Raw genomic sequence first — 24,418 nt, 5'->3', positions numbered from 1 at the left:
CCTGCGTATATTATGTAAGACAATCAACACCTCCCCAGGAGGTATATTTTTTTTATTTTCTTTTCCTGCTGATCAAAAGCGCTGCTGCACAGGCGATCATTAATGCAGGTATTCCCCATAATGTTCCTGACCGGTAAACCGATAATTGCTTTCTGCTGGTTAAAATGGCATCGTCCTGCGGCGCCGGGCGGCTCACCTTCACCGGGAACCGGCCATCGCTGAACCATCTAAAGATGCCATTAATAAATGGGAAATTGTATGCCTGCGGAATGGAATTATTACTCATAAAATCGGCATCTCCGCTGATCAGGATCTTTTGCTCCCTGTTGGCTATTTTACGTTTGAGCATCAGGACTAACGGTTTGCTTCCCTTCAGATCTCCCAGCTCGGGTTGATAGGATACCGACGACGATGAAGGATCAAATCCATTCTTCCTGTTCCAGCCCAGGGCGCTGCTTTGCAGCACGGTATCCGCGGTGAAAACACTGTCTGTTACCTCCAGCATGGCCGCGGAAGGCATGGCCACAGCCGCATTCATGTACATCAGCTGATCCAGGTATTCGTTATTTTCTGTGGCAATGCGCCCCTGGATAAGATCGGCAGGCGCATTTTTATCGGGGTTCACCATCATGCCCGGGGACAGCTGCACACCAAACTGACGCAGGAATGGATTGATCACCTCCCGGTGCGAAGGTTCTGCTGTAATCAGCATATCGCCTCCCGTAGCTATATAACGGCGCACACTGGAGTCGGCATGGTGGCTCAATGGCTTGGCCGGATCTGCCAGTATAAGCAGGGTTGTGCTTTCCGGCACATCCGCTACATCCAGGTTTACGCTTACTACATCAAAGCCCTGGTTGATCAGCGACTTCCTGGTTTTCCTGGCGTTACTGAACAAATTGTAACTCCGGTCCCCTTTTATCCGGATACTGCGTTCATCATCTCCTTCTATAAAAACAATCTGCTGGCGTGGCGCCATCAGCTTCTTTATAGCAGCCGTAATTTCCGCTTCTTCCGGGAACTGGTTATTTTCATTATACAGCCGGAGAAAGCTGGTGTTGCCGCGGTAGCTGAGCTGCCGGACAAATGTATTTTCCTCCGGCGCCAGGTCAATAATTTGATGGATCTGGTCAGGCGTTAAAAAATCGTCGAGGTCAACTCCTATGTTGTCCGCCACTTTTTCAGCCACTTGCTTTGTATTCAAACCGGTAATATCTCCCTGGTAAATCATATTGGGATTACTGGCAAGATCGGTAGCATCATAATAATAAACATAGTTCATTTTGATACCAGGTATAAACCTGCGGAAATCTTCAAAACGCGACAGATCCGTGTTTCGTGATACCGGCAGCCCGGCGTATACATGCTGGTCCAGGAGGTTTACGTAAGTGGTGATTATGAGGGGGCCTTCCATCTGTTTGGCAACAGCCTGGCTGGCCGGTGTCAGCGTCTGGGACTTTTGCGCGGTAACATCCAGGTAGAAGATACCGGAGGGTCTTGCACTTAAATATCCTGCCAGCAAAACAAATGCAAGGAGCGCAACATACTTGCCTGCCTGTATGGCCAATGGTTCAGACTCACGGCTCACCTTAAACCGCAGCATCGTAAGACCCAGGAAAAGTAAAATAATGAGCAGGTAATAGATAATATCCCTGGAGGTAATCAGGCCATTCAACATACTTTCCGTTCGTCCTGATAAAGACAGAAAATAGGTAAGGTCTCTTACAAAATCAATGCTTTGTCCTACCGTTCCAATATACTTCAGCACCGCAAATACAGCAAGGGTACTGATGGCAGCAACCACCTGGTACCCGGTAAGGCTCGACATGAACAGGCCAATAGCCGCGTAGGTGGCTGTTAACAGGAACAAAGACAACAACCCAGCGCCGATCAATCCAGCATCCGCATCTTTAATCACACACATACCAATCAAACAGTAAATGCCTAAAATAGCCATCAGCATCAGCGCGTAATAAATCATGGCGAGGTATTTACCCAAAATGATTTCACTGATTTTTACCGGCGACGATAGTAATAATTTGATAGAACCGCTGCTGATTTCCCGGCTTATCAGTCCCATGGTAAGCAGCGGGATATATAAATAAAGATTTTGCAACACTTTGTCGAACAGTCCATTGGTAGCGGGAAAGAGAAGCTGCGTTAAATTATCTGCTTTTTCTCCCATCATAAACAACTCCTGGAAACTGCCCAGCATTCCAAAGAAACCCATCCCTGATTGCACCATAAAAATCACCAGCACGAGCCAGGCTACAGGGGAATAAAAAAGTACGCTGAGCTCCAGCTTAGCTATTTTAAATATTTTAGTCATAACAGGTTCAGGAAGTTTTGTTTGATAACTGTGCAAAAATTTCGTCCAGGCTGCTTTTCTCCAGCATGATCTCTGTGAGCTGCCAGTTATCGTCAACGGCGAGTTGAATAATAGTAGAAGACACCAATGAAGTAGTGTCAAAATGCATCCTGAAACCACCATCATTCAGCAGTTCTACATGGGTGATCCCGGGGATGGCCGCCATTGTTTCAATTGGCGGCGGATTGTTCATATAAACGCGCAGGGAATTTGGCAAAATGTAATTATTGAAAGCCTTCATGGTATCCGCAAATACCATTCTTCCGCCTTCAATCATGCGTACATCATCGCAGGTAGCCTGTACTTCCGATAAAATATGAGAAGAAAAGATAACGGCCCTTTCCGTGGCGATTTCTTTGATCAGCTTGCGCACTTCCAGTATCTGGTTAGGATCCAGCCCGTTTGTTGGCTCATCCAGCACAACAAGTTTGGGCCGGTGTATGATGCTTTGAGCGATGCCCACCCGCTGCCGGTAGCCGCCGCTGAGGTTGTTGATAAGCCTTTTGCGGAAATGGGCAACCCCGCATTTTTCCATCGCCGACGCTACTGCCACCTTTACATGCCGTTTATCGATGTTGCGCAGGTAAGCGCAATACGTTAAGTACTCACTAACCGTCAGATCAAGGTGCAGCGGGGCATTCTGAGGAAGGAAGCCTATCCTCATTTTGGCTGCTTCCGGCTGCTGCCGGATATCAATCCCATCTATCTCCACGGTACCTTCTGTCTGGCTCAGTACCCCGCACAGGATGTTCATGGTGGTTGATTTGCCGGCGCCGTTTGAACCCAGTAAGCCCAGTACGCCCAGCTTGCTGATTTCAAGGTTGATATCGCGTATGGCCCAGTCCCGGCTGTATTTATGAGACAGGTGTGATACTTTTACAATGCTGTTGTCCAATTTTCTGATGATTAGCTTTAAAAAAGTGCTTTATACATCATAAGACAGGCAGGAAGACTATAAGTGGTATAGCCGGGAGAAAAATATTTTTAAGCGGACCATCCCCACTTAGTGCTTTAGCATCCAGAGCAGGTAGAGATAAGCAAAGAAACCTATTTTTTTACGGAGATGTTTTAAGGCATTAGACATTTGCTTTTTTACCGTTTGCTCGGTAGTGCCCATGATTTCAGCGATCTGTTTATGGCTCAGGTGCTGTTTCCGGCTTAGCTCAAACACCTCCCGCATTCTTGGCGGAAGGTCGGCTATTTCTTTCTCAATTGCCGCTGCCAGCATAGATTCGCGCACCTTGTGATCGGTAACGGCCGTTCCATGTTGGGAATAATGTTGTATGGAGTCAATATATTTCTGCTGAAGTTGTTTTTTCGCAAACAGGTTCAGAATATGATTCCTCACACTGCTGTACAGGTAACCTGATAAATTACTTTCAATCTGAATGGCCTCTCTTTTTACCCAGAGATTAGAGAAAATCTCCTGGATCACATCCTGCGCATCAATGTCGTTGCGGGTTTTATTCCAGGCGTGATGGTGAAGTACCAGTTTATACCGGTGATAAATTTCTGCAAAGGCATTCCGGTCTCCTTCCTTAAGTAATAAGACCAGATCAGGATCGGAATAATTGCTATAATTAACCATACGCGTACGCTGGTAAGGAGGAACCAGTGCTGCAATTATAATAAATATATCGTAAACCCGGCAGAATTTTTCACAATCAGAGAAGATGTTTAATGCAACGGGGACTACGCCCAATGGCTTGTCCCCGTTACATTAACTACGTTGCTATTCTTTGATAAATTTGATCAACTCAGCATTGGTCTTATCTTTTTCTTCGATAAATGCAGCATGCCCGCTTTTCTCAAAAGGCACCAGTGTTGCATTCTTTATACCTGCCTTCATCTGTTCAGCCAATGCGTACGACACGATGCTGTCGTGCGTAGCGTGCAGGATGAGCGTAGGTATCTTTATTTTGGGCAGGTCTGATCGCAGATCCTCGTCCCGGAGTGCAATAAGCGCCTGTTCTGTGGCGTATGGCGAAGACTGTGCTTCAATACCTCCCAGCCAGTTACCCAAACCTGGTGTCAGCGAAGTTGGCGACAGCGTGAACTTTGCCGCTACGGCATCAAATAAGGCCGGGCGGTTGTTGTTGTGCAACTCAATCCAGCTGGAAATCTGATCTTTGGTGAACAGCGGATAAGGATAATCCGCTTTCTTTGTGTGACAGGGAGCTGCCGCATCAAACAACACCAGTTTTTTTACATGCGCCGCATTAAATTTGGCGACATAATGCAGTGATATCGCTCCGCCCATCGAATGACCGCCAAGAATGGCATCTTTAATGTTTAGCTTATCGAGTACTGTTTTAATATCCGTTGCAAACTGATCATAGTTATACTTGCCATAAGGCTTGCCGGATAAACCAAATCCCCGCAAAGTAATGCCAATAACCCGGTAGCCGGCCTTTACCAGGGCATGGTACTGGTATTCCCAGCAGGCGTCGCTCAATGGATATCCATGAATAAGCACAACGGGCGTTCCTTCCCCGAGATCGGTAACATGCAATCTTACATTGGGCTCTACCTCGATGTATTCAGCCCTGGCAGATGGTTTATTTTGAGCGGAAGTAGCGGCAGTCATCAGCGAAAACACGAGGACTGCAGCAACTGATAAAGTTAATTTCATAATGTTCTTTTTAAATTTGTAAAGATGATTTCAGCAGGTTTACTGAAGTATGGAAGCGGCTACAATCACGTCAGCCACTTCTCCCGGATGGGTCATGAACAGTGTATGACCACCTTTCATTTCCACTACCTTGCTGCCCGCCCTTTGATACATGGTTCTTTCCAGTACAGGATTGATGGTGCCATCGTCGGTGGGAAGAATAGCATAGGAAGGTTTAGTTTTCCAGGCCGCCGCGGTTACTTTATCAACGAAGGCTGTCACGGTTAAAGGAATCTGCGAATCATACATGAAGTCAGATTTCTCCTTGCTTTGCCCCGTGGCAAATGTTTGGTTAAACTTATCCTTATCCAGGTACACCAGCCCTTTTTCATCCGGGGGCAGAATACCATTTACTTCCAGGATTGGGGCCGACTGAACAAGGGCCAGCGTTGATTCATCGACATCAGGAACAAAAGCAGCCACATACACCAGGCTCACTACTTTAGGATGTACGCCCGCTTCAGTGATAACAGTACCGCCCCAGGAATGACCTACCAGCACGGTGGGTCCATCCTGCCGGTCCAGCGCAACGTTGGTCGCCTGCACGTCGTCTTTCAGTGTAGAGGTAGGATTTTGTACCAGGGTAACATTATATCCTTTTGATTTTAAGATATTGTAGGCAGCTTCCCAGCCGGAAGCGTCTGCGAAGGCGCCGTGTACAATAACGATATTTTTTACAGAAGAAGCACTCATGTTATGATATTATAAAGATGATGGAATGGATAAAAGGCGATCTTTTACTTTAACCCCAGGTATTTTTTGAGTTCTGCTGCGGCCTGCACAAAAAGCGATTTTGTTTGGGGAATGTTTGCCAAAGCATTCAGTAATCCGAAGTCGTGGATCATTCCATTGTATCGAACGGTGGTTACCGCTACGCCGGCTTCATCAAGTTTGCGGCCGTAAGCCTCACCGCCATCACGGAGCACATCCGCTTCGGCTACCTGTATTAAGGCAGGAGGAAGTCCTTTTAACTGATCGATCGTAGCGTTAAGTGGAGATGCGTACACCTGCTCACGTTCTGCAGGATCCGTAGTGTACTGATTGTACATCCATTTCATTAAAGGCGTGGTCAGAAAACGGTCCTGTCCGAATCTTTTGTAGGTATCATGTTCAAAGCCGGCGTCAACAATCGGCCAGAACAGCACCTGTACACGGATCTCAGGTCCTTTGTTTTCTTTGGCTTTAATCGCTGTTACGGTAGCCATATTGCCACCTACGCTGTTGCCTACAATGGCAAGGCGACTGCCATCCACACCAATTTCAGCGCCATGCTCCGCTACCCATTTGGTGGCTGCATAAATTTCATTCACCGCCTGGGGATAGCGGGCTTCGGGTGACGGTGTGTAATTCACAAAAACGCCTGCTGCACCGGATAACACCACCAGGTCTCTTACCATTCTTTTATGTGTGGGATAATCGCCCAATACCCAGCCGCCGCCATGGATGAAAATGAATACCGGGAGTTGTTCTTTGTTTCCTGCTGGTTTTACGATATTTAATTTGATCGAAAAACCACCGGCGCTGATCGTCTTTTCACTTTCTTCAATACCGGAATAATCAACATCCGCAGCCGCCTGCGCATTGATCAGCACCTGGCGGGCTTCACTTACGGAAAGTGTTTCCAGTCCCGGTGCACCCGGTACATTCAGCACACTTAAAAAAGCTTTGACGTCTTTTGAAATGGCCGGATCATTTGCTACCGCAGGCACCTGCTGTGTAGTTTCTTTTGTGCTCATAGTTATTGGTTTGTTTTGCCCAGGCAAGTCAAACGGTGTGCCCAGCTTTAATCAATTAACAATCAAATTCTTATGAAATTAATTAGTTTTAAAAAATACGACATGTCGTAATATTATGATATCGCTTTCTTGTCCGGCTCTATGAAATTCAGTACTTTCGATGATGCAGAAAACCAATCATACGGGTCCGGTGGATATGGAACAGGGCAGTCATGTGGACAAGAATGCCATCTTTGAAAATCAACTTATTCAAAAAGAAAATGAACAGGCCAGTTTGCTTTGCGTAGCCGGCAGAATTGCTGCGGTGCGCAGCCGGGCCGACCTGTGGGATATCATCAATAATGAAATACTGGACCTGTTTAACAGCCAGTATTATACTTTATGTTTATTGTCTGAAGACGCTACGACGCACTATCCGTTTTTGCATAGCCGGGATAAGAAACTGGAAAATGGTAAGGTGGACAGTCCCATTATTCACCGCCAGCATCCTGTGAATGACGGGGTTTTTAACCTCGCGTTGTCCGCTGATCAGCCGGTGATTTTTCAACTTGCTGCACTCACCCAACAGAAAGATATTGCTCCCTATGTTCACTATTGGTTTAAACTCGGCATCAAAGAAATGATGCTGGTTAAAATCACCAATGCCAATGAAGACAGGGGCGTGTTATTTCTTTACTCAAATAAGGAAGGCGCCTTTTCATCTGAAAAATTCAACCTGCTGGCTGGTGTGGCAGACCTTTTAGGAACTGGTATGTGCAATGTGCTGGCCAATGAAAAGATAGAACAGCAGATGGAGGAAATAGACCGGTACCGGCAACAGCTGGAAGAAGAAAAGGCTTACCTGATAGCCGAACAATCGGCCAACCGCTTTTCAGGCTTCATTGGTCATTCACCTGAAATCCAGAAGATTTTCCGTTTAATTTCGCAGGTAGCGCCATCAGATGCTACCGTACTTTTACTCGGGGAAACCGGCACCGGCAAGGAGTTGGTTGCCCGTGCCATACATGAGGCGTCTCCGCGCCGGGGGAAGCTCATGATCAAAGTGAATTGTGCTGCATTGCCGGCGAACCTCATAGAAAGCGAATTATTCGGCCATGAGAAAGGAAGTTTCACCGGTGCGTCCGACCGCCGTATCGGGAAGTTTGAACTGGCGAATAACAGCACCTTGTTCCTCGATGAAATCGGGGAATTGCCACCGGAGCTCCAGGTGAAATTATTAAGGGCATTGCAGGAAAAAGAAATAGAGCGGGTGGGTGGTGGAAAAACCATCAGTGTGAATGTAAGGATCATTGCCGCCACCAACAGGAACCTGGAAAAGGAAGTGTCGCAAAACCGCTTCCGGAGCGACTTATACTACCGGTTAAATGTATTCCCTATTACCTTACCTCCCTTGCGGAAACGAAAAGAAGATATTCCCGCCCTCACCTCTTATTTTATAGAACGGTTCTCCCGGAACTCCGGGAAAAAAATTTCGGGCATCTCCCAAAAAGCAATGGAAAAATTAATTTCCTATGCCTGGCCGGGTAATATCCGTGAACTGGAACACCTTATTGAACGCGCGGTATTGCTGACTAATAAGAGCATCATTAAAATGATCCAGCTTCCTGAGCAAATTGGTGCAGAAAGCAGTTTAAATGACAAAGCTTTTAAGATCCTGCCGCTGGAAGAAATAGAACGGGAGTATATTCTGAAGGTGCTTAAAATATGCAGGGGAAGAATTTCAGGGCCCAATGGCGCTGCTACAAAATTAAAGATGCCGGCAACTACCCTGATATCAAAAATGCAGCGGTTAGGCATTAAAAAAGAACATTTTGTTACCGGCAAAGAAGACGGGGAAGCGTGAAACTATTTTCCTTTAAGATCGAGCTTACCGGAAGTGTAAGCCCAGTAGATCCATAAGGCCACACAAAGAAACAATGCGGCTGTTGGTTGTACGAAGGAGAGAATAAAGGCCAGGGTATGCACCGGGATGCCATACAGGTAATTTCTTTTTATACGCTTAATACCGTCGTCGGTGATGTCTGGTCTTAACAGTTGCCGGTCCTGGCTGGCGATCCACCAAAGCAGGTTGAATGCCAGGTTAATGCATACAAATAAAGCGGTATAAATGGCCACTACAATATGAACGGAGGAAGTATGGTAGTAACGGGAGAGTAATGCCGTAGGATAGGAAACGCAGGTAGCCAGGAACAGGATAAGCCCGTTGGCGAACATCAGCGGGGTATTGCGCCGGTAGATCTGTTTGAAGATTTTATGATGGTTGACCCACATAATGAAAATACTGAAAAAAGACAGGCTGAAAGCCAGGAAAGAAGGCCATTCCGCGGCCAGCTTTTTCAACAACGAATCTCCTTTCCCGTTTTCTTCCATCAACGGCACATGCAGTTCCAATACCAGTAAAGTGATGGCAATGGCGAAAACCCCATCGCTGAAAGCTTCTATCCTTGTTGTTTCTTTTTCCATGTGACGGCATTCAAAAAATAATACTATTTGTAACCCGATTCAATTCCATGTTTTTTCATTTTGGAGTATACAGTTTGCGCAGGTAACCCAAGCATTTCGGCAGCGCCATTAACGCCAGAAACCCGGCCCTTGCATAGTTTTAATGCGTTCATAATATGGTTCCGCTCCATCTGCTCCATCGTTTCAAAGGAGGTGGAACCCGGATTTTTTTCCAGGTGTACCGGCAAATCAAAATCAGTGATCTCATTGTTCATCGTCAGAATAACCTGCCGTTCAATGACATGCTCTAATTCCCGGATGTTGCCCGGCCAGCGGTATTCCAGCAGTGATTGCATGGCTTCCTTACTCACTTCCGGTACCTGCTTTCCCAATGCCAGTGCAAACTTTTTAAGAAAGTAAGCTGTCAGCGGCGGAATATCTTCTGCCCTTTCGCGTAAAGGCGGCAACGCTATCGGAAATACATTCAGCCGGTAATACAGGTCCAGCCGGAACCTTCCTTCGGCCACTTCTTTTTCAAGATTGCGGTTGGTTGCCGCAATCACCCGCACATCTACCGGCACGGGCATATCGCCGCCAAGGCGGTGAATTTCCCTTTCCTGTAATACGCGCAGGAGTTTTACCTGCGCTTCTAAAGATAATTCACCGATTTCATCCAGGAAGATGGTACCTCCACCCGCCTGTTCAAACTTACCAATCCGTTTCTGACCGGCGCCGGTAAAGGCTCCCCGCTCATGACCGAATAATTCCGACTCTAAAAGAGCCAACGGCAAGGCAGCGCAATTAACCGTTACCAGTGGTTTGTTTTTCCGGTTGGAAGCTTTGTGAACGGCCTGCGCAAACCGTTCTTTTCCTGTTCCGCTTTCTCCCAGCAGCAATACGGAGCTGTTACTGCGGGCTACTGCACGGATTTTTTCGAGGGCCTTTTTCAATGCAGCTCCTTTACCAATAATGTCGGGAAAGCTGTTGTCGTCATCGCTTACAACGGTCGTATTATTTTCAGCAACACCATGCTCCGCGCTATAACGGTACCGGGCAATGTCCAGCATCACCAGCAGGTCACGCTCGCGGAAAGGCTTCACCAGGAATCCATATGGCTGCGTTGTTTTTGCTGCTTCCAATGTGGCCTGGTTTGTATTTGCAGAGATAAACAAAAACGGTTTTTTCTGCAGAAACAATTCCTTTGCCAGTTCAATTCCCGACACCGGCGTCTTCAACGTAATATCGAGCAGCACCCAGTCGGGATCTTTAAGCGCAATTAACTCGCGGGCCTGCTCTACAGAAGAAGCAATCCCACACATGGTATAACCGGCTTTCGCCAGCATAATACGCAGATCATTGGCAACGATAAATTCGTCTTCCACGATCAGTATTTTCTCTTTTAAACTCATCCTGCGGGCGTTTTAACTGTTTATGGTACTAAAGGTCCTGCATTGAAAGGATAACCTGATTCTTACGCCGGCTCCCACAGCAGCCGATATACGGAAATTGCCATCAAGCTGACCGGAAAGGCCGTGCATCAGGCTCATTCCCAGCGATGTGTTCTCCGGATCCTGTTCCTGCAAAAAGCCAATACCATCATCTGAAATCAGCAGCAAACAACCGGCTTCGTTTGTACGTTTCAATGAAACATAAATATTGCCTCCCTGGTCTCCCGGAAACGCATATTTGATCGAATTGCTCACGGCCTCGTTAATGATCAGCCCAATAGGCACTGCCTGGATAACATCGAGCAGCAACGGATCAGTTTCCGTAGTGAAAGAAATCTTATCTGTTTGTTCAAATGACTCCTTCATATAACCAATCAATTCTCCCATGTACCATTTCATATCTATTTTCCCGAGATTATCAACCTGGTAAAGCCGCTGATGAATGAGCGACATCGCATACATGCGGTGCTGGCTGTTGCGGATAGCAGCTATTGCATCTGCGTTATCCAGGTATTCAGACTGCGTATTGAGCAGGCTGATCACAATCTGTAAATTATTTTTAACGCGGTGATGTACTTCTTTCAATAACCACTCTTTTTCTTCCACCAGCTTTTTCAGCACTTCGTTCTGATCATTTATTTCCCGTTGTTTACTTTCCAGCTCCAGGTTAGAACGTTTTTTCAGCCGGTAACGGTTATACATTAATGCGGAGAAAAGCACCAGCATGGCTACACCTGCGGCAAATGCATTGCGGAATACTTTCTCGTTTTGCAACAACACCTCCTGCAGCGCACTTTTCTGCGTAAGTAATTCTATATTTTTATCTTTTTGCCTGGTTTCAAACTGTAATTGCAGTACTCCCAGTTGTTTCGCCTGGGCAACACTGGTTAAAGAATCGGAAAGCAATTTATATTGCCTGAAATGGCTGAAAGCTGAAGAAATATTACCCATTGCCGAATCAGTTCTGTAAAACAGGTACTCTCCTTCCACCTTCCGTACAAGCGCCAGTGGTATGCTATCTTTATAGTGGGCATAACTCCGGAGATAGGGAATCGTTTCCTTATAACGGCCCACCGACTGCAGGTAATAAATAATCGCCAGGCGCAAAAGCTGGCTGGTTCTGTCAGGTATCCTGCGCTGCTGATAGCTGCTTACCAGGTTCCTGAAGTAATGATCTGCTTTGTCGAACTCCATGAGCGCCATATAGTCCTTCATATAAATCATTGGTTCCAGCATCCGTTCCGTTTCACTCGCAGACGGCCCATATTGCGCGCTAACCAACAAGGTGTCGAGGCTTCTCCTGTATCCGCCCCTATTGCGGCAGGCGTCTGCAATATTGACAAGCATGGTTTTAATACTGCCGGTGTCCCGGTTACTCCGGGCCAGTACTAATGCTTTATTGAAGTAATCAATTGCCTCGTCATAATATTTAATACTATAGTAATTCAGCCCAACACGGTTATATACGGTCGTCATCACCGGTCCTGTATCCCCTGTTTTTTTTCCGGCTTCCACGGCGAGTAAATTATACCGGAGCGATTGAGTGAAATTGTTTAACTCGTGATTGATTTCACCCATTATCGAATAAATTCCCTGTAAGCGCGGGTATCCTATTTGCTGGTAAACGGATAAAGTGGCCGTGAGTACTTCCAGCGCCTCCGTATACTGACCGTTCAGCTGCAGCAGATCTCCCCTGAACTCATTAAGTTTGGCCGCAGAAAGACTGTCGCCCAAGCTTTGATAAATATCGATGCCCTGCTTGTATAAACTGATCTTTATTGGAAGGTCTTCCGCCGAATTGGAATAGCTGCCGCCCAGCTCCAATATTGCTTCCGCCTTTAGCCTGGGTGTTCCATAAACACTTAAAAGGCGAACCGCTTCCTCACTTATCTTTCTGCCTTCAGCAGAACGTCCGGATTCCCGGTAGGCTTTTGCCAGTAACAGTTTACTCAGCCCAAGTCCTGCCGGGTATCTCAGCTCCTTACTTAATTTTTCCATTTGGCCGGCGATCTGGAAAGCCATTTTCATATCAGGCTCCAGTGACCCCGGTTTGTCGAGGAACGATTCTCCCCGCTTCATCCAGGCGGTGATAGTAGCGGTATCTCCTTTACTGCTTTGAACCAACCGGCCTATTGTTTCGGGGCCCGCAACGGACTGTCCATATGCTTCCCCGGTAACCGCCAGTCCCAGCAACATCCATATCCATATTTTCCCCCGGATCATTTTCCTCATGGCGCAAATTTACGCGCCAGCACCTCTCCCTGCAAATAACAAACAACAACGGCCACTCCCGGCAGTAGGATAGCACTGAGTCCCAGCCATTTAGCCATTATTGCGCCGATCACGCAACCGGCTAAAAACCCCCCGATGGTGAACACCTGGCCCTGGAAATCCTTCCACGCCAGGGCATCGCCGCTCCGGCCCTTCCTGATCAGGTTTCCCAGATCCAGCGAGGCCTGGGTAACGTTGCCGGTCATCATGGTGGTTGGTCCGTGTGTTTCTTTGGCAAATAATTTCCCAAAAGCATTTTGCAGCCCCATTGCTGCTGCAGTAGTCATCACAATTGAATAGATCATTACTTTCTCTTCCACTCCCGTTAGCATAGGCTGCAAGATAGCGCCAATTCCGCAAATCATGAGTACGATGCCCTCCACGAGGAGTATTTTATACTTTTTCTGCGTTTTCTCAACGGCCCATCCGGCGGCCATTACAGCGAATACAAATACAGGAAAGGTGATTAGTTTCATCCAGGACTCCATGTGATCGCCACCCGTTGCCACCTGCGCCGCAAACACAATAAAATTGCCGGTCACGTGTGCAGAAAAAATGCCATCTCCCGATACAAAGGTGGCGGTATCGCAAAAACCCGCCACCCATGCAAGTAAAAAGGTTACCCAATTGATATTGTGTGTAGCTTCTGTCATGTTTTAATTTTGTGGTGTTTAAAACCTTTTTTGCTATTCAAGATGCGCCCTTAGCATCCAGGCCATTTTTTCATGCTTTTCCATCAGCCCTGTGATATAATCACTGGTTCCTGCATCATGGAATGCGGTTACGTAGCCGTCAATGTTTTCCCGCAGGCGGATCAGTATACTTTCATGGTCCGACAGCAGTTCTTTGATGTGCCCTGTTGCATCATTTTTTTCCCTCGACTGCTCCGTGAGGTGCGTCAGGCTTAAAAATTCTTTCAGCGTTGCCGGCGGAAAATGACCCAGGGACCGGATCCTTTCCGCCACATCATCCACTATTTCTTCCATCTGCCCATACTGGGATTCAAAAAACAGGTGCTTGCTGTGAAAATCAGGTCCTGTTACACACCAGTGCGCTTTGAGGGTTTTGGTGTAGAGAACGAATTCGTCTGCCATTATTTTTCCCAGCGAATGGGCTACGGCAGAAAGGTGTTCTGGTTTAATACCAATACGTGTAATCATCTTTTTTAATTAAATAATTGAAGCAATAAAAAAGGTATCCAAAGAATAGGTACCGGCGCCCAGCGCCAGTAAAAAAAGTAAAGAGAGCGTGTACATATAGGGCACATCGCGTACCTCCAGGTCGTCGTTACGGTGTACCACAAAGTAACCGATGGCGGTTACTCCAATCGTCGGCAGAATTACCAGCCGCGTACCGATGCCCAGCATTACCAGGAAAGGCACTACCGTATCTGAAAACGTAGCCACCAGTGCGTTGAGCTTTTCCGGTAAATGAAGCGGATTGGGTACATGCTCTTTTTGCCCGTTCACTACGCGGAATTTTTTCATGCCATGTACCCTGAACAGCTCCAGTGCCAGCAGGCAGCGGAATACCAGCATAGCGGCGTTATTCCAGGTGCTGCCCAGGTCGGAGTAAAGTATGGAGATGATAATATCGTTCATAATATGCGCGTTAAAATGCAAAACAGGAGCAACCAAATGCCCCCCAGAATGCGGTGTAATTGTTAACAGGGATGTTGCTCTTACGGGCAATATCGTGATGATGCCCGTGAACGTCGCAACTGCCTTTGCAGCTATGTATCCCGGCAGCAGCAACTGCTTCGGCAGCTGGCGCCTTGGCAACAACCGCAGCATCTTTATGGTAACCCGGATAGTTTTTTACGGGTGACCAGTCGGGCAACACAGGTATTGTTGGCGGTGCGTGGGTAGCGAAATCGTCTTTGGCGTATACCACCTTTCCGTCAACAATGGTGAGGATGGACTCAATAGATTTGATCGCTTCATCATCCACTTCAAAAAAGTCCTGGTCCAATACCGCCAGGTCGGCAAACTGCCCTACCCTGATACTGCCTTTCTTTTGTTGCTCCCCGGAGAACCATGCACTCCCTTTTGTATACAGTTCCAGTGCAGTTTCCCGGCTTAATTTGTTCGCATCGCCGTATAGTTGCAACCCTCCTACGGTTTTGCCGGCAGTAAGCCAGTACAGGGCTACCCATGGATTATAACTGCTAACCCTGGTGGCATCAGTACCTGCGCCAACGGGTACCCCTGATTGAAGCATTTGTTTAACCGGTGGCGTATGCGCCGCTGCGGCAGGCCCATAACGATCGGCAAAGTATTCGCCCTGGAAAGCCATGCGGCTTTGAATGGCAATGCCGCCGCCAAGTTCCCGAACACGGTCAATGTTGCGCTCATCGATGGTCTCCGCATGATCGAAGATCCAGGGAAGACCGTTAAAAGGAATCTCCCGGTTTACTTTCTCAAAAACATTTAAAAACCGGGTGATACTTTCGTTATAGGTAGCATGTAAACGGAAAGGCCAGCGTTTTTCTACCAGCAGCCTCACTACCCGTTCCAGCTCCTCCTCCATTGTATCGGGCAAGTCCGGCCGCGGCTGGAGAAAATCTTCAAAGTCGGCCGCAGAAAACACCAGCATTTCGCCGGCGCCGTTGTGACGATACATATCGTCTCCCTGGTGAAGGGTAACGGAGCTGGTCCAGTTTTCAAAGTCTTCCCGCTCCTGTTTAGGCCGTTGTGTGAACAGGTTGTAGGCGATACGAACGGTCAGCTGCTTTTTCTCATTCAGTTCACTGATAACTTTATAGTCGTCGGGGAAATTCTGAAAGCCGCCACCGGCGTCTATCACGCTGGTGATGCCAAAGCGGTTTAACTCCGTCATAAAGTGACGGGTAGAATTTACCTGGTGTTCATACGACAACCGCGGTCCTTTGGCGAGTGTGGCATACAGGATGAGTGCATTGGGCGCTGCCAGCAGCAGTCCGGTGGGATTGCCTTTGGCATCTTTCTCCAGGCGGCTTCCCGGCGGCGCCGGCGTGTCTTTTGTAAATCCAACTGCCTGCAATGCTGCACGGTTTAACAGTGCCCTGTCGTACAGGTGCATAATAAACACCGGCGTATCCGGCGCAATAGCATTGATTTCATCCAAGGTGGGCATTCGTTTTTCAGCGAACTGGAATTCAGTCCAGCCACCTACCACACGCACCCACTGCGGCGATGGTGTTAGCGCCACCTGCACTTTCAGCATGCGCAATGCATCTGCCAGGGAAGGCACTCCATCCCATCTTAATTCAAGATTATAGTTCAGGCCACCGCGGATTAAATGGATATGCGAATCGTTTAATCCTGGTATCACCCTTTTGTTTTTCAGGTTGATCAATACCGTGCCGGTATCCTGAAATCCGTTCAGTACCGTAGCGTCGTCTCCCACAGCAATGAATTTGCCCTCTTTGATCGCCACTGCTGTTGCTGAAGGCTGGTGCCGGTCTACGGTATGGATTTTACCGTTATAAAGAATTAAATCGGCCTTTTTCATCGTCGTCAGTTTTAGTTATGAAATGAAGCAATGGCTTCTTTGATTCCTTCGCCGGCAGTGACGAAAAATGCGGGGCCTGCAAGCAGTATTACTTTGGTTATTTTTTTCGGGGCGGCTAAATTATTTTTATGGAGATACAGCTGCGTTCTGTATGCCTCAATAATGCCTTTGGTGACGTTACCTGCAACGAGGGCCGTCGGTGAATCGATACCGCCATCTTTGATATCGCTGGCGAAAGAAAAACTGGTCACGCCTAAATTCAGTGCTTCACGCATGGCCACAGTTGCCACGGAGGTCATAAGATCGGGCGTGAAATTATTCCGGTTGCCCATACCAATCAATAATAAACGCGGGGATTTCAATGCGCCTTTGGCGGGCGTAATCAGAATCGTTTCCAATGCATGCCCGGCAAACCTGCCTGTTTTGCGCAGTGCTGTAATTTGACCGTGCAGCGCCTCATCCAAATGAACCATGCCGTTCAGCGCGGCGGGCAATGCAGGAGGATTAAAAATATCCCCTTCCGTGTACTCGAACACACAAGCCACCTGTAAAGGAGATTCAGCGGCTGAAGGCCCCTGGACCAATCCCTCGATGGCGATCCCATCTACCTTTCCCCAGATCTTTGAAGTGCCGATCGCAGTTGTCTTCACAGTGGTATCCGCGGTTGCCGCTTGTTGGGCATATGCTGTGGTTCCCAGCAGCAACGCAAAAATTACTGGCAACAGGCTTCTTACTTTTGTTACCCAAAGACTTCCATTACGCTTATAATTTCTCATGATGAATAGTTTATTTTCCTGTTAAAATTTGAATGCAATCCTGGTGTTGATGAATAATCCGTCTTTATGATCTTTGATCAGATCATCTACAAAAGCGCCTGTCTTAAAATATTGTATACCGGCATTCAGCGAAATAAACCGGTTCAGTGTGTATACTGCACTTGCGAGGTAAGCGGTACCTATATATCTTTTTGCTGAAGAAGCACCTGCCAGGTTAAAATTGCCACTGGGGCGATATACACCATCCTGCAGGGAGTAACGCCAGTTGAATACCACATCTGCCTGCAACAGCAGTTTAGGCCCCGGGTTCACAGTAGCATAAGGATGGATATCAATGAGGTTTACCGGGCCTATTTGCGGACTGAATCCGAAATATCCTCCTTTGGGATACAGCGGGTTAAAGGTGCCCAGTTTTCCGTCGCCTTTGTTACGGTCTCCGGAGATGTAGTCATTACGTAAATTGATCGTTGGCCGGCCTTTCACAGATTCAAACATATAGCCGATATCTGCGGAAGCAGTCCAGGCGCTGATATCCGCAACGCCAAATTTTCCGAACTGCCATGCCGCCTCGAAGTTGTAAATGAAGCCGCCGCCATATTTCCAAAGCCTGCTGCCCAGTGTATGTCTTACTTCCTTTGCAGCTCCATCTTCGAAAACTGCCAGATCCCGCCGGACACCCAGGTAATACACATCCAGGTTACCAGCCCGGGGGAAAATACGCTTCGCATATAGCCCCCAGAGGTTTACCTGTTTGCTGATCTTATTGTCGAATGCGCCTGTGTTCACGGTGTCTGCTGCCATTGCAAATGCGTCTGCGGTAAAACCTGCGGCGGCATACATTAATTTAAGTCCATCAAAATAAAGCCGCAGGTTGGGCCCTTCGCGGACAGAGATCAGCCGCCCGCTGCCATAGTCCAGCTCCTGGCGGCCGGCGCGGACAGTAAGGCTGTTTGTGTTACGTTTATACAGCTGTGCATCAATAAAGAGGTTCTGAATATTCAGGTGATCTTCATCAATAGGCCTGGGACCGTTTTTACGACCTCCTTCCCAGGCACTTCGCAGCTGCGTGAACACCCGGATGCGTTCTCCGAGGTGAACATCCGCATGAAGGTCGTAGCGCTGCAATAAGAAATTATTGTGACCTGTTCCCAGCCGTCCCCAGTCTTCATTATTAAAATCAACATATTCCCACCTTGCCGATCCGCCGAAAGAAACATAGATGTTATGTTCAGCGGAGAGGGAAGTATATTTTACCTGGCGATAAAAGGTGGGTGCAGAATCACGCAGGTAGGCATAATTCTCATCAAAACGCATCCCTTTAAATGATTGTGTGAAACCTGCATGGCTGATCAGCAGGAGCATGATCAGCATTGCTGACTTTTGCCATAAACAGAAATTGGAAACTCGCAAAGCTGGTAGAGGATTTTACAGAAGAAATCAGTGTTTAAGCATATGATGGGCATAATGAATGCCTATGCCATAAGAACCACCATACTTTTTCATCAGGTCGGTAACTGCTACATACGTTTCCTGTCTGGCCCAATCTCTCTGCAATTCCAGCAGGTACTGAATAGCGGTAATGGGTTTAACGCCTGCGTGCACCATGCGTTGCACGGAGCGTTCATGCGCTTCGGGGCTAACGTCGCCACAGGCATCGGTAATAACATACACGGTATAGCCTTCTTCAATGGCCGACAGCGCAGGACCTACAATACAAACGCCTGTCCACAGGCCAGCAAGTACCAGCTTCTTTTTGCCGGCGCCGGTAATGGCTTTATACGCAGCTTCATCTTCCCAGGTATTCATGGAGGTACGGTCGATGTACCCGGAAGTAGCCTGTGGGTAAAATTCTTCAATTTCAGGAAATACAGGGCCTGAAAAGGTTTCTTCGGCAACTGTTGTTACAATGGTAGGGATATTAAAGATCTTTGAAGCGCCGGCAACAATGGCGGTATTGGTACGCAGTTCACTGAGCGGAATACTCTTGGTGGCAAAAGCCATCTGGCCTTCAAAATCAATTAATACTAATGCGTGGTTCTCCGGTGATAACAGATTCGGTGACGGTTTCATAAATTAAATAGTTTCCGCCCGGTAAGACAACAAAGATGCCACCTCGCAATCATCTCATAATCAACATCATAAGCAAAACTATTTAATAAAAAATATACGACATATCGTAAATTTATGATCGTGCATAAAACTCACTCCCGCTTACGGATCAATGCTATTAACCCTTCATTCCCGATAATAATCATACCATGACGATCTGCCGTAATACCCTCTTTCAATTGATAAGTATACCTGGGCACATTTCCTTCCATCACCGTTGGCAGGTATAAAAAGCGGTAACTTCCATCCTGTTTTTTCAGGGCCTCGCCCACTTCGATAATATGCGAGGATATAATAAAGAAACAATTCCTGTGTTCCGAAAAAGCAGCAGTAATAGCGAGCGTAGCATCATAAGCATCCTTTACATTGGTGCCTTTAAATAGCTCATCGAATATAACTACGAGATCTTTTGACGCTCCTACCTGCTCCGCTACACTTTTCACCCGCAATACTTCCGCATAAAAGTGACTATAGCCATGCTCCAGGTTATCGGGGACATTAATTGTAGAAAAGAGCCCGTCTTTTACAGAGAACTCCATTTCCGCTGCCGGCACCGGGAACCCCATATGTGATAAAAAAACGGCAATGCCAAACGACTTCATAAATGTTGACTTCCCCGCCATATTTGCCCCGGTAAGAAAAGCAACATTCGATGCCGGATGAAATGAAATATCGTTAGGCACGGCATGCTCCACTGAGGGGTGAAACAATCCGCTGATATTGATTACATTTTTATGTTTGGGTAAAGCCCTGGCGTAACAAAAGTGCTTTGTCCGCGCAACAGTGGATACGGCTATATATACATCAAACTGGTAAATAATGTCTATCACAGTCTTCATCTCCTCCAGGCATCCTGTTCTTAACTGGTAGTCGTATTTTATAAGCTTTGGCAGCGGAATATTCTTTACATCTGTTTCTTTCCGGAGCCACAGCAGCCGCCGGTCGTTAAAGATCTGCCGGATTTTTTCGACCTGTTCCTGAACAGGGCCATAGGCGCCCGGTTCGGCTAATTTGTAAATGAAATCACGAAAGGCTATTAACAATGTGATCGTTTTTCCCAGCCCTGTTACAAGCAGCTCATAGCTGTTATCGCGGATCACTGTTTTAAGTAACTTCCTGTATACTATGTTCCATGCAGTGGCCGGCATGGTAGCACTGGCGCCAGTGGTAAGATAATTTTCTGCTATGCTGAATGATTCAGCACTGAAAGGCAGTACAGCAGGGTTGCTGTCAAAGTATTGAAATATACTGCTGCGTTCATTGATCGCAAGATGATCTGTTAACGGATACCGGAACATATCATCCAGTAACTTTCTGCCACCACCGGTTATAACGTTGTCGAATATACGGTAAATGGATTTGTTGTTGTACCTCCCGGGAATGTTCAGATCATCAAGCGTTTGTTTGTCTGCGAGAAAACTCATACGTCCTTATTTTTATCTTTCTTTTTGCCAATGATATCCAGGATACCTTCATTTTTGATAATAATCATCCCATGCCGGTCGGTGGTAATACCATTGGCTAACCGGTAGGTATAAACGGGTTTGTTGTTTTCCATGCGGGTAGGCAGAAAAATGAATTGAATGTTACGGCACTGCTCTTTCAGCACTTCTCCCGCCTCGGTGATATGCGTTGAAATGACAAAAACACCATTCTCTCTTTCTGCAAAGGCAGCGGTAACTGCCACCGTACCTTCATAGGCGTCTTTTACATTGGTGCCCCTGAAAAGTTCATCAAAGATGAGCAACAGGTTCCTGGCTTTCGACAGCTCCCTGGCGATCTTTTTTATCCGCAATACCTCCGTGTAAAAATGGCTGCTTCCGGAGGAAAGGTCGTCCGGTAAATTGATAGTGGTGTAAATACCATCCCTTACGGCAAACTCCATTTTCTCCGCAGGAACGGGAAAACCCATATGCGCCAGGAACATGGCTATGCCCAGTGATTTCATAAAGGTGGACTTACCCGCCATGTTGGCGCCGGTTAAAAAAACCACGTTGCTTTCCGGGGTAATATGTATCGTATTGGGCACCGCCTTCGCTACCTGGGGATGGTAAACGCCCTCCAGCCGTATATGATGACTACCGGCATCCAATGCAACCGGGAATATAAATTTTCTTTGTGCCGCCACGTTGGCTACCGTGATATATACATCTAAGTGATAGATCAGCGACAACATTTTGCCCAGTTCATTTCTGAACCGGAACCTGAGCAGTTGATCATAGGCTACTACTTTGTCGTAAGGCAATTTAGTTCCCGCCGGCTCCTGCAATACCGGCTCCAGTGCCGGGTCTTGCAGGAGTTTTTTCATTTCAGCGATATCCGGCAGGTATGGGTGATCAGCGGACATTTTTGTCATATCAATAAAAAACCCTTGCAGCGTTTGCAGCATTTCTATCACCGACCGGACCCCATCGCTGACCGTTTTAAAATTAGTATCGGCCGCTATCAGGTGGTTGAATTTCCTTGCCAGGGTATTGCCCTCCGGCGATAAACGGGTCCGGTCGTCCTGCACGGCCAGGTAGCCTTCTATTACGTCGAACAAACCGCTGCTGAAGGGGAAACGGGCATCAACAGACTGAAGAAACCGGATCTTGCCGCTTCTATTGTTGATAGCGGTTTTTTCCGCAAGCGGGTACCTGAACATATCTTCCAGCACAGCGGCGCCACCACGTGTGCTGGTATGATTAAAAACAGTGTAGATGGAATCAGCTCCCGGTTTCCCCAGTATATTGAGATCAGTAAGGGTTTGCTTATCGGTATTAAAAATCATCTTATAAAAAATTAAAACTATCCCTGACTATTTCCTTTTCCGTCTGATGAGCAATATGGCGCCGAATGCCAGCAGGATGCCGGGCAATACCCACAGGTAAATAATCCGCAGGAACTTCACCTGGTCTTTTGTTAACAGTACGGCTGTATCTTCCGGCTTGGGGCGGGTGCTATCGATCGGGAATTCGCCATAACTGAGCCAGCTGAACAAAGCGGTATTAAAAACAAAATTGGCGGCTCTTAAATTAAAACGCTGCAGCTCCGCGTTGCCCATGAAATCGGCATCACCGGTCACTATAATGCGTTGTTCTTTGTTATTGATCTTCCGTGTCAGGGAAACCGCTGTGGCAAAAGATTTGCGCTCGTCGCCCCTTTCCGGTAAGAAAACCACTTCCGCAGAATCGGTTACAAGGTTATCTTTCTTCAGCCAGCAGTTTCTTATATCCGTTACCAGCAATGGCTTGATGGTGAATGCGCCGGTATCGCTATAAGAGAGGGCTGTTGCCCGCGGCATGGAAGCCATAGCGCTATCGTGGTGACTATGCGCCAGCGCCGGATAAAACGATGCGACCGTGGCTGTGAGATAAGGCGTGATCAGCTCCGGTTGCAGGTCTTTGCTGGTTTGCACTAATATACCATCCATCAATTGCACGCCCAGCTGCCGCAGAAAAGGATTCAATATGGCTTGCTTGCCCGGCTCTCCGGCCACCAGCAAGTTTCCGCCATTGTTTACATAACGCTGCAATTTCTCCATACCAGCCGTTGTGATGGCCACCTTCGGATCGGCCAATACCAGGGCGGAGATATCAGTGGGAATATCCTGCGACTCCAATGATAGTGTATCCACGTCAAAACCCTGGTTCAGCAATGAGTTACGGAAGGTAGTGAGGTTCGTGAGCACTTTATATTCCCTGTCTCCCAGCTTATTTATACTTCTCTCCAGGTGCCCTGTCAGGAAAACTATTTTGGGCATTTTTGCCTGCAGCAAACGCTTAAATGCAGCCGATACTTCCGTTTCGCCCGGCCATTCCTGGTTGTCATCAAACACCCGGAGGAACGTCGTTTTCCCTTTATACTTCAGTTGCATTACGTACCGGTTCAACTCCGGTTTCAGGTTAATCACCTTCCGCATTTCAGCCGGCGTTTTAAACTGATCCATTGAAAGATCCCTGCTATCTGCATATTGCTTGGCTATCTGGTCCAACGTTTTGCCCTGGTAGTACCGGTACATACCGGGATTTTCATAGGATGAATCATAATATAAAACCGTTTTAAGTTCAATGTTATGTTTGAACCGGGTATAGGGTTCCCAACGGCCCAGGTTCCGGTTATATGAATCGGGGCTGCCCAGGTCCCAGTGGCGTCCCAGCAGGTTATTATATGCCGTCACTTCCAGGGGAGCATCTCCCAGTTCCCTTATAATTTTCTGCGCATTGGGTGTCAGCGTTCTTTGCTTGCCACGGCTGGCGTCATAATAGCCCACCATTGAAGGGATGGAGCTAAAGTAGCCAACGGCCAGTGTGGACACTATCACAAAAGCATATCTTCCTGTTTTTACAATAGCCGGTTTGGATTCCATGCCGGCTTTCAGCTTATAGATACTGAGCCCGAGGAAAAGATAAACGATGGCCAGGAAATAGATCACATCCTTTGAAGTAATGAGCCCCAGCAGCATGTTCCCCGTACGCCCTGAAATAGACAGAAAGTAAGTCAGGTTCCGCACAAATGCAATATCCTGCCAGAGTGTGCCTACATAGGATAACAGGCCTATCATTACAAAGGTGCATACCGCAGCCACCACCTGGTAAGTGGTGAGGCACGACATGAACAACCCGATGGCCGAATAGGCGCAAAGCAACAGGTAAAGCCCCAGCATAGCGCTGAACAGCATACCGGTATCCGGCGATTTAATCTGGAACATGCTGGAAGTAACAAAGATCCCAAAGATCATCACCAGCAACAAGCTGTAGATCATCATCGCCAAAAATTTCCCGAACACAATTTCCCTTACCCGGATAGGCGAAGTATACAACAGTTTAATAGTGCCGCTGCTGGTTTCACGGCTGATCAGGCCCATCGTGAGCAATGGAATGTATAAGTATAAATTGCGCATTACGCCGCCTAATACACCCCTGTTACTCAGGAAAACAAATTCTCCTACACTGCCGAAAAATTTCCCGCCCGCATCCTGGTCCCTTGCGATGGCTTCCATTACGCCGAGGTAGGTTGCCCCGCATTGGATGAGAAATACAATCATTAAAAACCAGGCAATAGGTGAGTAAAACAGGGTGCGTAACTCTGTTTTGGCTATTCTGAATATCGTCTTCATTAATCCG

General features: G+C 47.3%; 20 protein-coding genes. 1 reads left to right on the top strand and 19 read right to left on the bottom strand.

Annotated elements, in window-relative coordinates:
- Positions 1-52 precede the first annotated feature (52 nt).
- The 6 genes from ACLHR0_RS22425 to ACLHR0_RS22400 all read right to left on the bottom strand — a co-directional run bounded on the left by ACLHR0_RS22425 (position 53) and on the right by ACLHR0_RS22400 (position 6,775).
- The gene (locus tag ACLHR0_RS22425; protein ID WP_436489659.1) at positions 53-2,329 is read right to left on the bottom strand and encodes a Gldg family protein; all 2,277 of its coding nucleotides are present in this window, start codon (positions 2,327-2,329) and stop codon (positions 53-55) included.
- Between the two features lie 7 nt (positions 2,330-2,336).
- Positions 2,337-3,263, bottom strand: a complete 927-nt coding sequence (locus ACLHR0_RS22420; protein WP_429065150.1) for an ABC transporter ATP-binding protein — start codon at positions 3,261-3,263, stop codon at positions 2,337-2,339.
- Between the two features lie 108 nt (positions 3,264-3,371).
- Positions 3,372-3,956, bottom strand: a complete 585-nt coding sequence (locus ACLHR0_RS22415) for an RNA polymerase sigma factor (protein ID WP_370912958.1) — start codon at positions 3,954-3,956, stop codon at positions 3,372-3,374.
- A 144-nt stretch (positions 3,957-4,100) separates the two neighbouring features.
- Positions 4,101-5,000: an alpha/beta fold hydrolase gene (locus tag ACLHR0_RS22410; RefSeq protein ID WP_436489656.1), complete on the bottom strand. Its 900-nt coding sequence runs from the start codon at positions 4,998-5,000 to the stop codon at positions 4,101-4,103.
- Between the two features lie 39 nt (positions 5,001-5,039).
- Positions 5,040-5,732, bottom strand: a complete 693-nt coding sequence (locus ACLHR0_RS22405; RefSeq protein WP_436489655.1) for an alpha/beta hydrolase — start codon at positions 5,730-5,732, stop codon at positions 5,040-5,042.
- Positions 5,733-5,776: 44 nt separating this feature from the next.
- On the bottom strand, positions 5,777-6,775 hold the full coding sequence (locus ACLHR0_RS22400; protein ID WP_436489653.1) for an alpha/beta hydrolase: 999 nt from the start codon (positions 6,773-6,775) through the stop codon (positions 5,777-5,779).
- Positions 6,776-6,935: 160 nt separating this feature from the next.
- Between ACLHR0_RS22400 and ACLHR0_RS22395 the strand changes: the two genes are divergently transcribed.
- The gene (locus ACLHR0_RS22395; RefSeq protein ID WP_436489651.1) at positions 6,936-8,618 is read left to right on the top strand and encodes a sigma-54-dependent Fis family transcriptional regulator; all 1,683 of its coding nucleotides are present in this window, start codon (positions 6,936-6,938) and stop codon (positions 8,616-8,618) included.
- A 2-nt stretch (positions 8,619-8,620) separates the two neighbouring features.
- Here the strand turns inward: ACLHR0_RS22395 and ACLHR0_RS22390 are convergent, their stop codons facing one another.
- The 13 genes from ACLHR0_RS22390 to ACLHR0_RS22330 all read right to left on the bottom strand — a co-directional run bounded on the left by ACLHR0_RS22390 (position 8,621) and on the right by ACLHR0_RS22330 (position 24,411).
- Complete coding sequence (locus tag ACLHR0_RS22390) at positions 8,621-9,238, bottom strand: TMEM175 family protein (protein WP_370912954.1); 618 nt, start codon at positions 9,236-9,238, stop codon at positions 8,621-8,623.
- A 23-nt stretch (positions 9,239-9,261) separates the two neighbouring features.
- Positions 9,262-10,626: a sigma 54-interacting transcriptional regulator gene (locus ACLHR0_RS22385; protein WP_370912953.1), complete on the bottom strand. Its 1,365-nt coding sequence runs from the start codon at positions 10,624-10,626 to the stop codon at positions 9,262-9,264.
- A gap of 12 nt (positions 10,627-10,638) precedes the next feature.
- A complete protein-coding gene (locus ACLHR0_RS22380) occupies positions 10,639-12,897 on the bottom strand; it encodes a tetratricopeptide repeat-containing sensor histidine kinase (protein WP_436489648.1) in 2,259 nt (752 codons plus the stop codon).
- A complete protein-coding gene (locus ACLHR0_RS22375; RefSeq protein ID WP_429065161.1) occupies positions 12,894-13,589 on the bottom strand; it encodes a YoaK family protein in 696 nt (231 codons plus the stop codon). The genes ACLHR0_RS22380 and ACLHR0_RS22375 overlap by 4 nt, the downstream gene beginning before the upstream one ends.
- Before the next feature lie 33 nt (positions 13,590-13,622).
- Positions 13,623-14,096, bottom strand: a complete 474-nt coding sequence (locus ACLHR0_RS22370) for a Dps family protein (protein WP_370912950.1) — start codon at positions 14,094-14,096, stop codon at positions 13,623-13,625.
- A 9-nt stretch (positions 14,097-14,105) separates the two neighbouring features.
- Positions 14,106-14,537, bottom strand: coding sequence for a DoxX family protein (locus ACLHR0_RS22365; RefSeq protein ID WP_436489645.1), 432 nt, complete (start codon positions 14,535-14,537; stop codon positions 14,106-14,108).
- 10 nt (positions 14,538-14,547) lie between these two features.
- Positions 14,548-16,428, bottom strand: a complete 1,881-nt coding sequence (locus tag ACLHR0_RS22360) for an amidohydrolase (protein ID WP_436489643.1) — start codon at positions 16,426-16,428, stop codon at positions 14,548-14,550.
- A gap of 11 nt (positions 16,429-16,439) precedes the next feature.
- Positions 16,440-17,204, bottom strand: coding sequence for a M17 family peptidase N-terminal domain-containing protein (locus tag ACLHR0_RS22355; protein WP_436489641.1), 765 nt, complete (start codon positions 17,202-17,204; stop codon positions 16,440-16,442).
- 21 nt (positions 17,205-17,225) lie between these two features.
- Entirely contained in the window at positions 17,226-18,575 is a 1,350-nt protein-coding gene (locus ACLHR0_RS22350; protein ID WP_436489639.1) for an alginate export family protein, read from the bottom strand.
- Positions 18,576-18,641: 66 nt separating this feature from the next.
- Positions 18,642-19,274 (bottom strand): hydrolase, encoded by a 633-nt coding sequence (locus tag ACLHR0_RS22345; RefSeq protein WP_429047027.1) that lies wholly within the window; start codon positions 19,272-19,274, stop codon positions 18,642-18,644.
- Positions 19,275-19,405: 131 nt separating this feature from the next.
- Positions 19,406-20,737: a MutS-related protein gene (locus ACLHR0_RS22340; protein WP_436489637.1), complete on the bottom strand. Its 1,332-nt coding sequence runs from the start codon at positions 20,735-20,737 to the stop codon at positions 19,406-19,408.
- Positions 20,734-22,083, bottom strand: a complete 1,350-nt coding sequence (locus ACLHR0_RS22335) for a MutS-related protein (protein ID WP_429047024.1) — start codon at positions 22,081-22,083, stop codon at positions 20,734-20,736. Before ACLHR0_RS22335 ends, ACLHR0_RS22340 begins: the two co-directional genes overlap by 4 nt.
- A gap of 27 nt (positions 22,084-22,110) precedes the next feature.
- The gene (locus ACLHR0_RS22330) at positions 22,111-24,411 is read right to left on the bottom strand and encodes a Gldg family protein (RefSeq protein ID WP_436489634.1); all 2,301 of its coding nucleotides are present in this window, start codon (positions 24,409-24,411) and stop codon (positions 22,111-22,113) included.
- Positions 24,412-24,418: the final 7 nt, after the last annotated feature.

The sequence above is a fragment of the Chitinophaga sp. ARDCPP14 genome (assembly GCF_051362515.1).
Classification (GTDB): Bacteria; Bacteroidota; Bacteroidia; order Chitinophagales; family Chitinophagaceae; genus Chitinophaga.
Note: the sequence above shows the minus strand (reverse complement) of the source record. Positions and strands in the feature narration are given on the sequence as shown.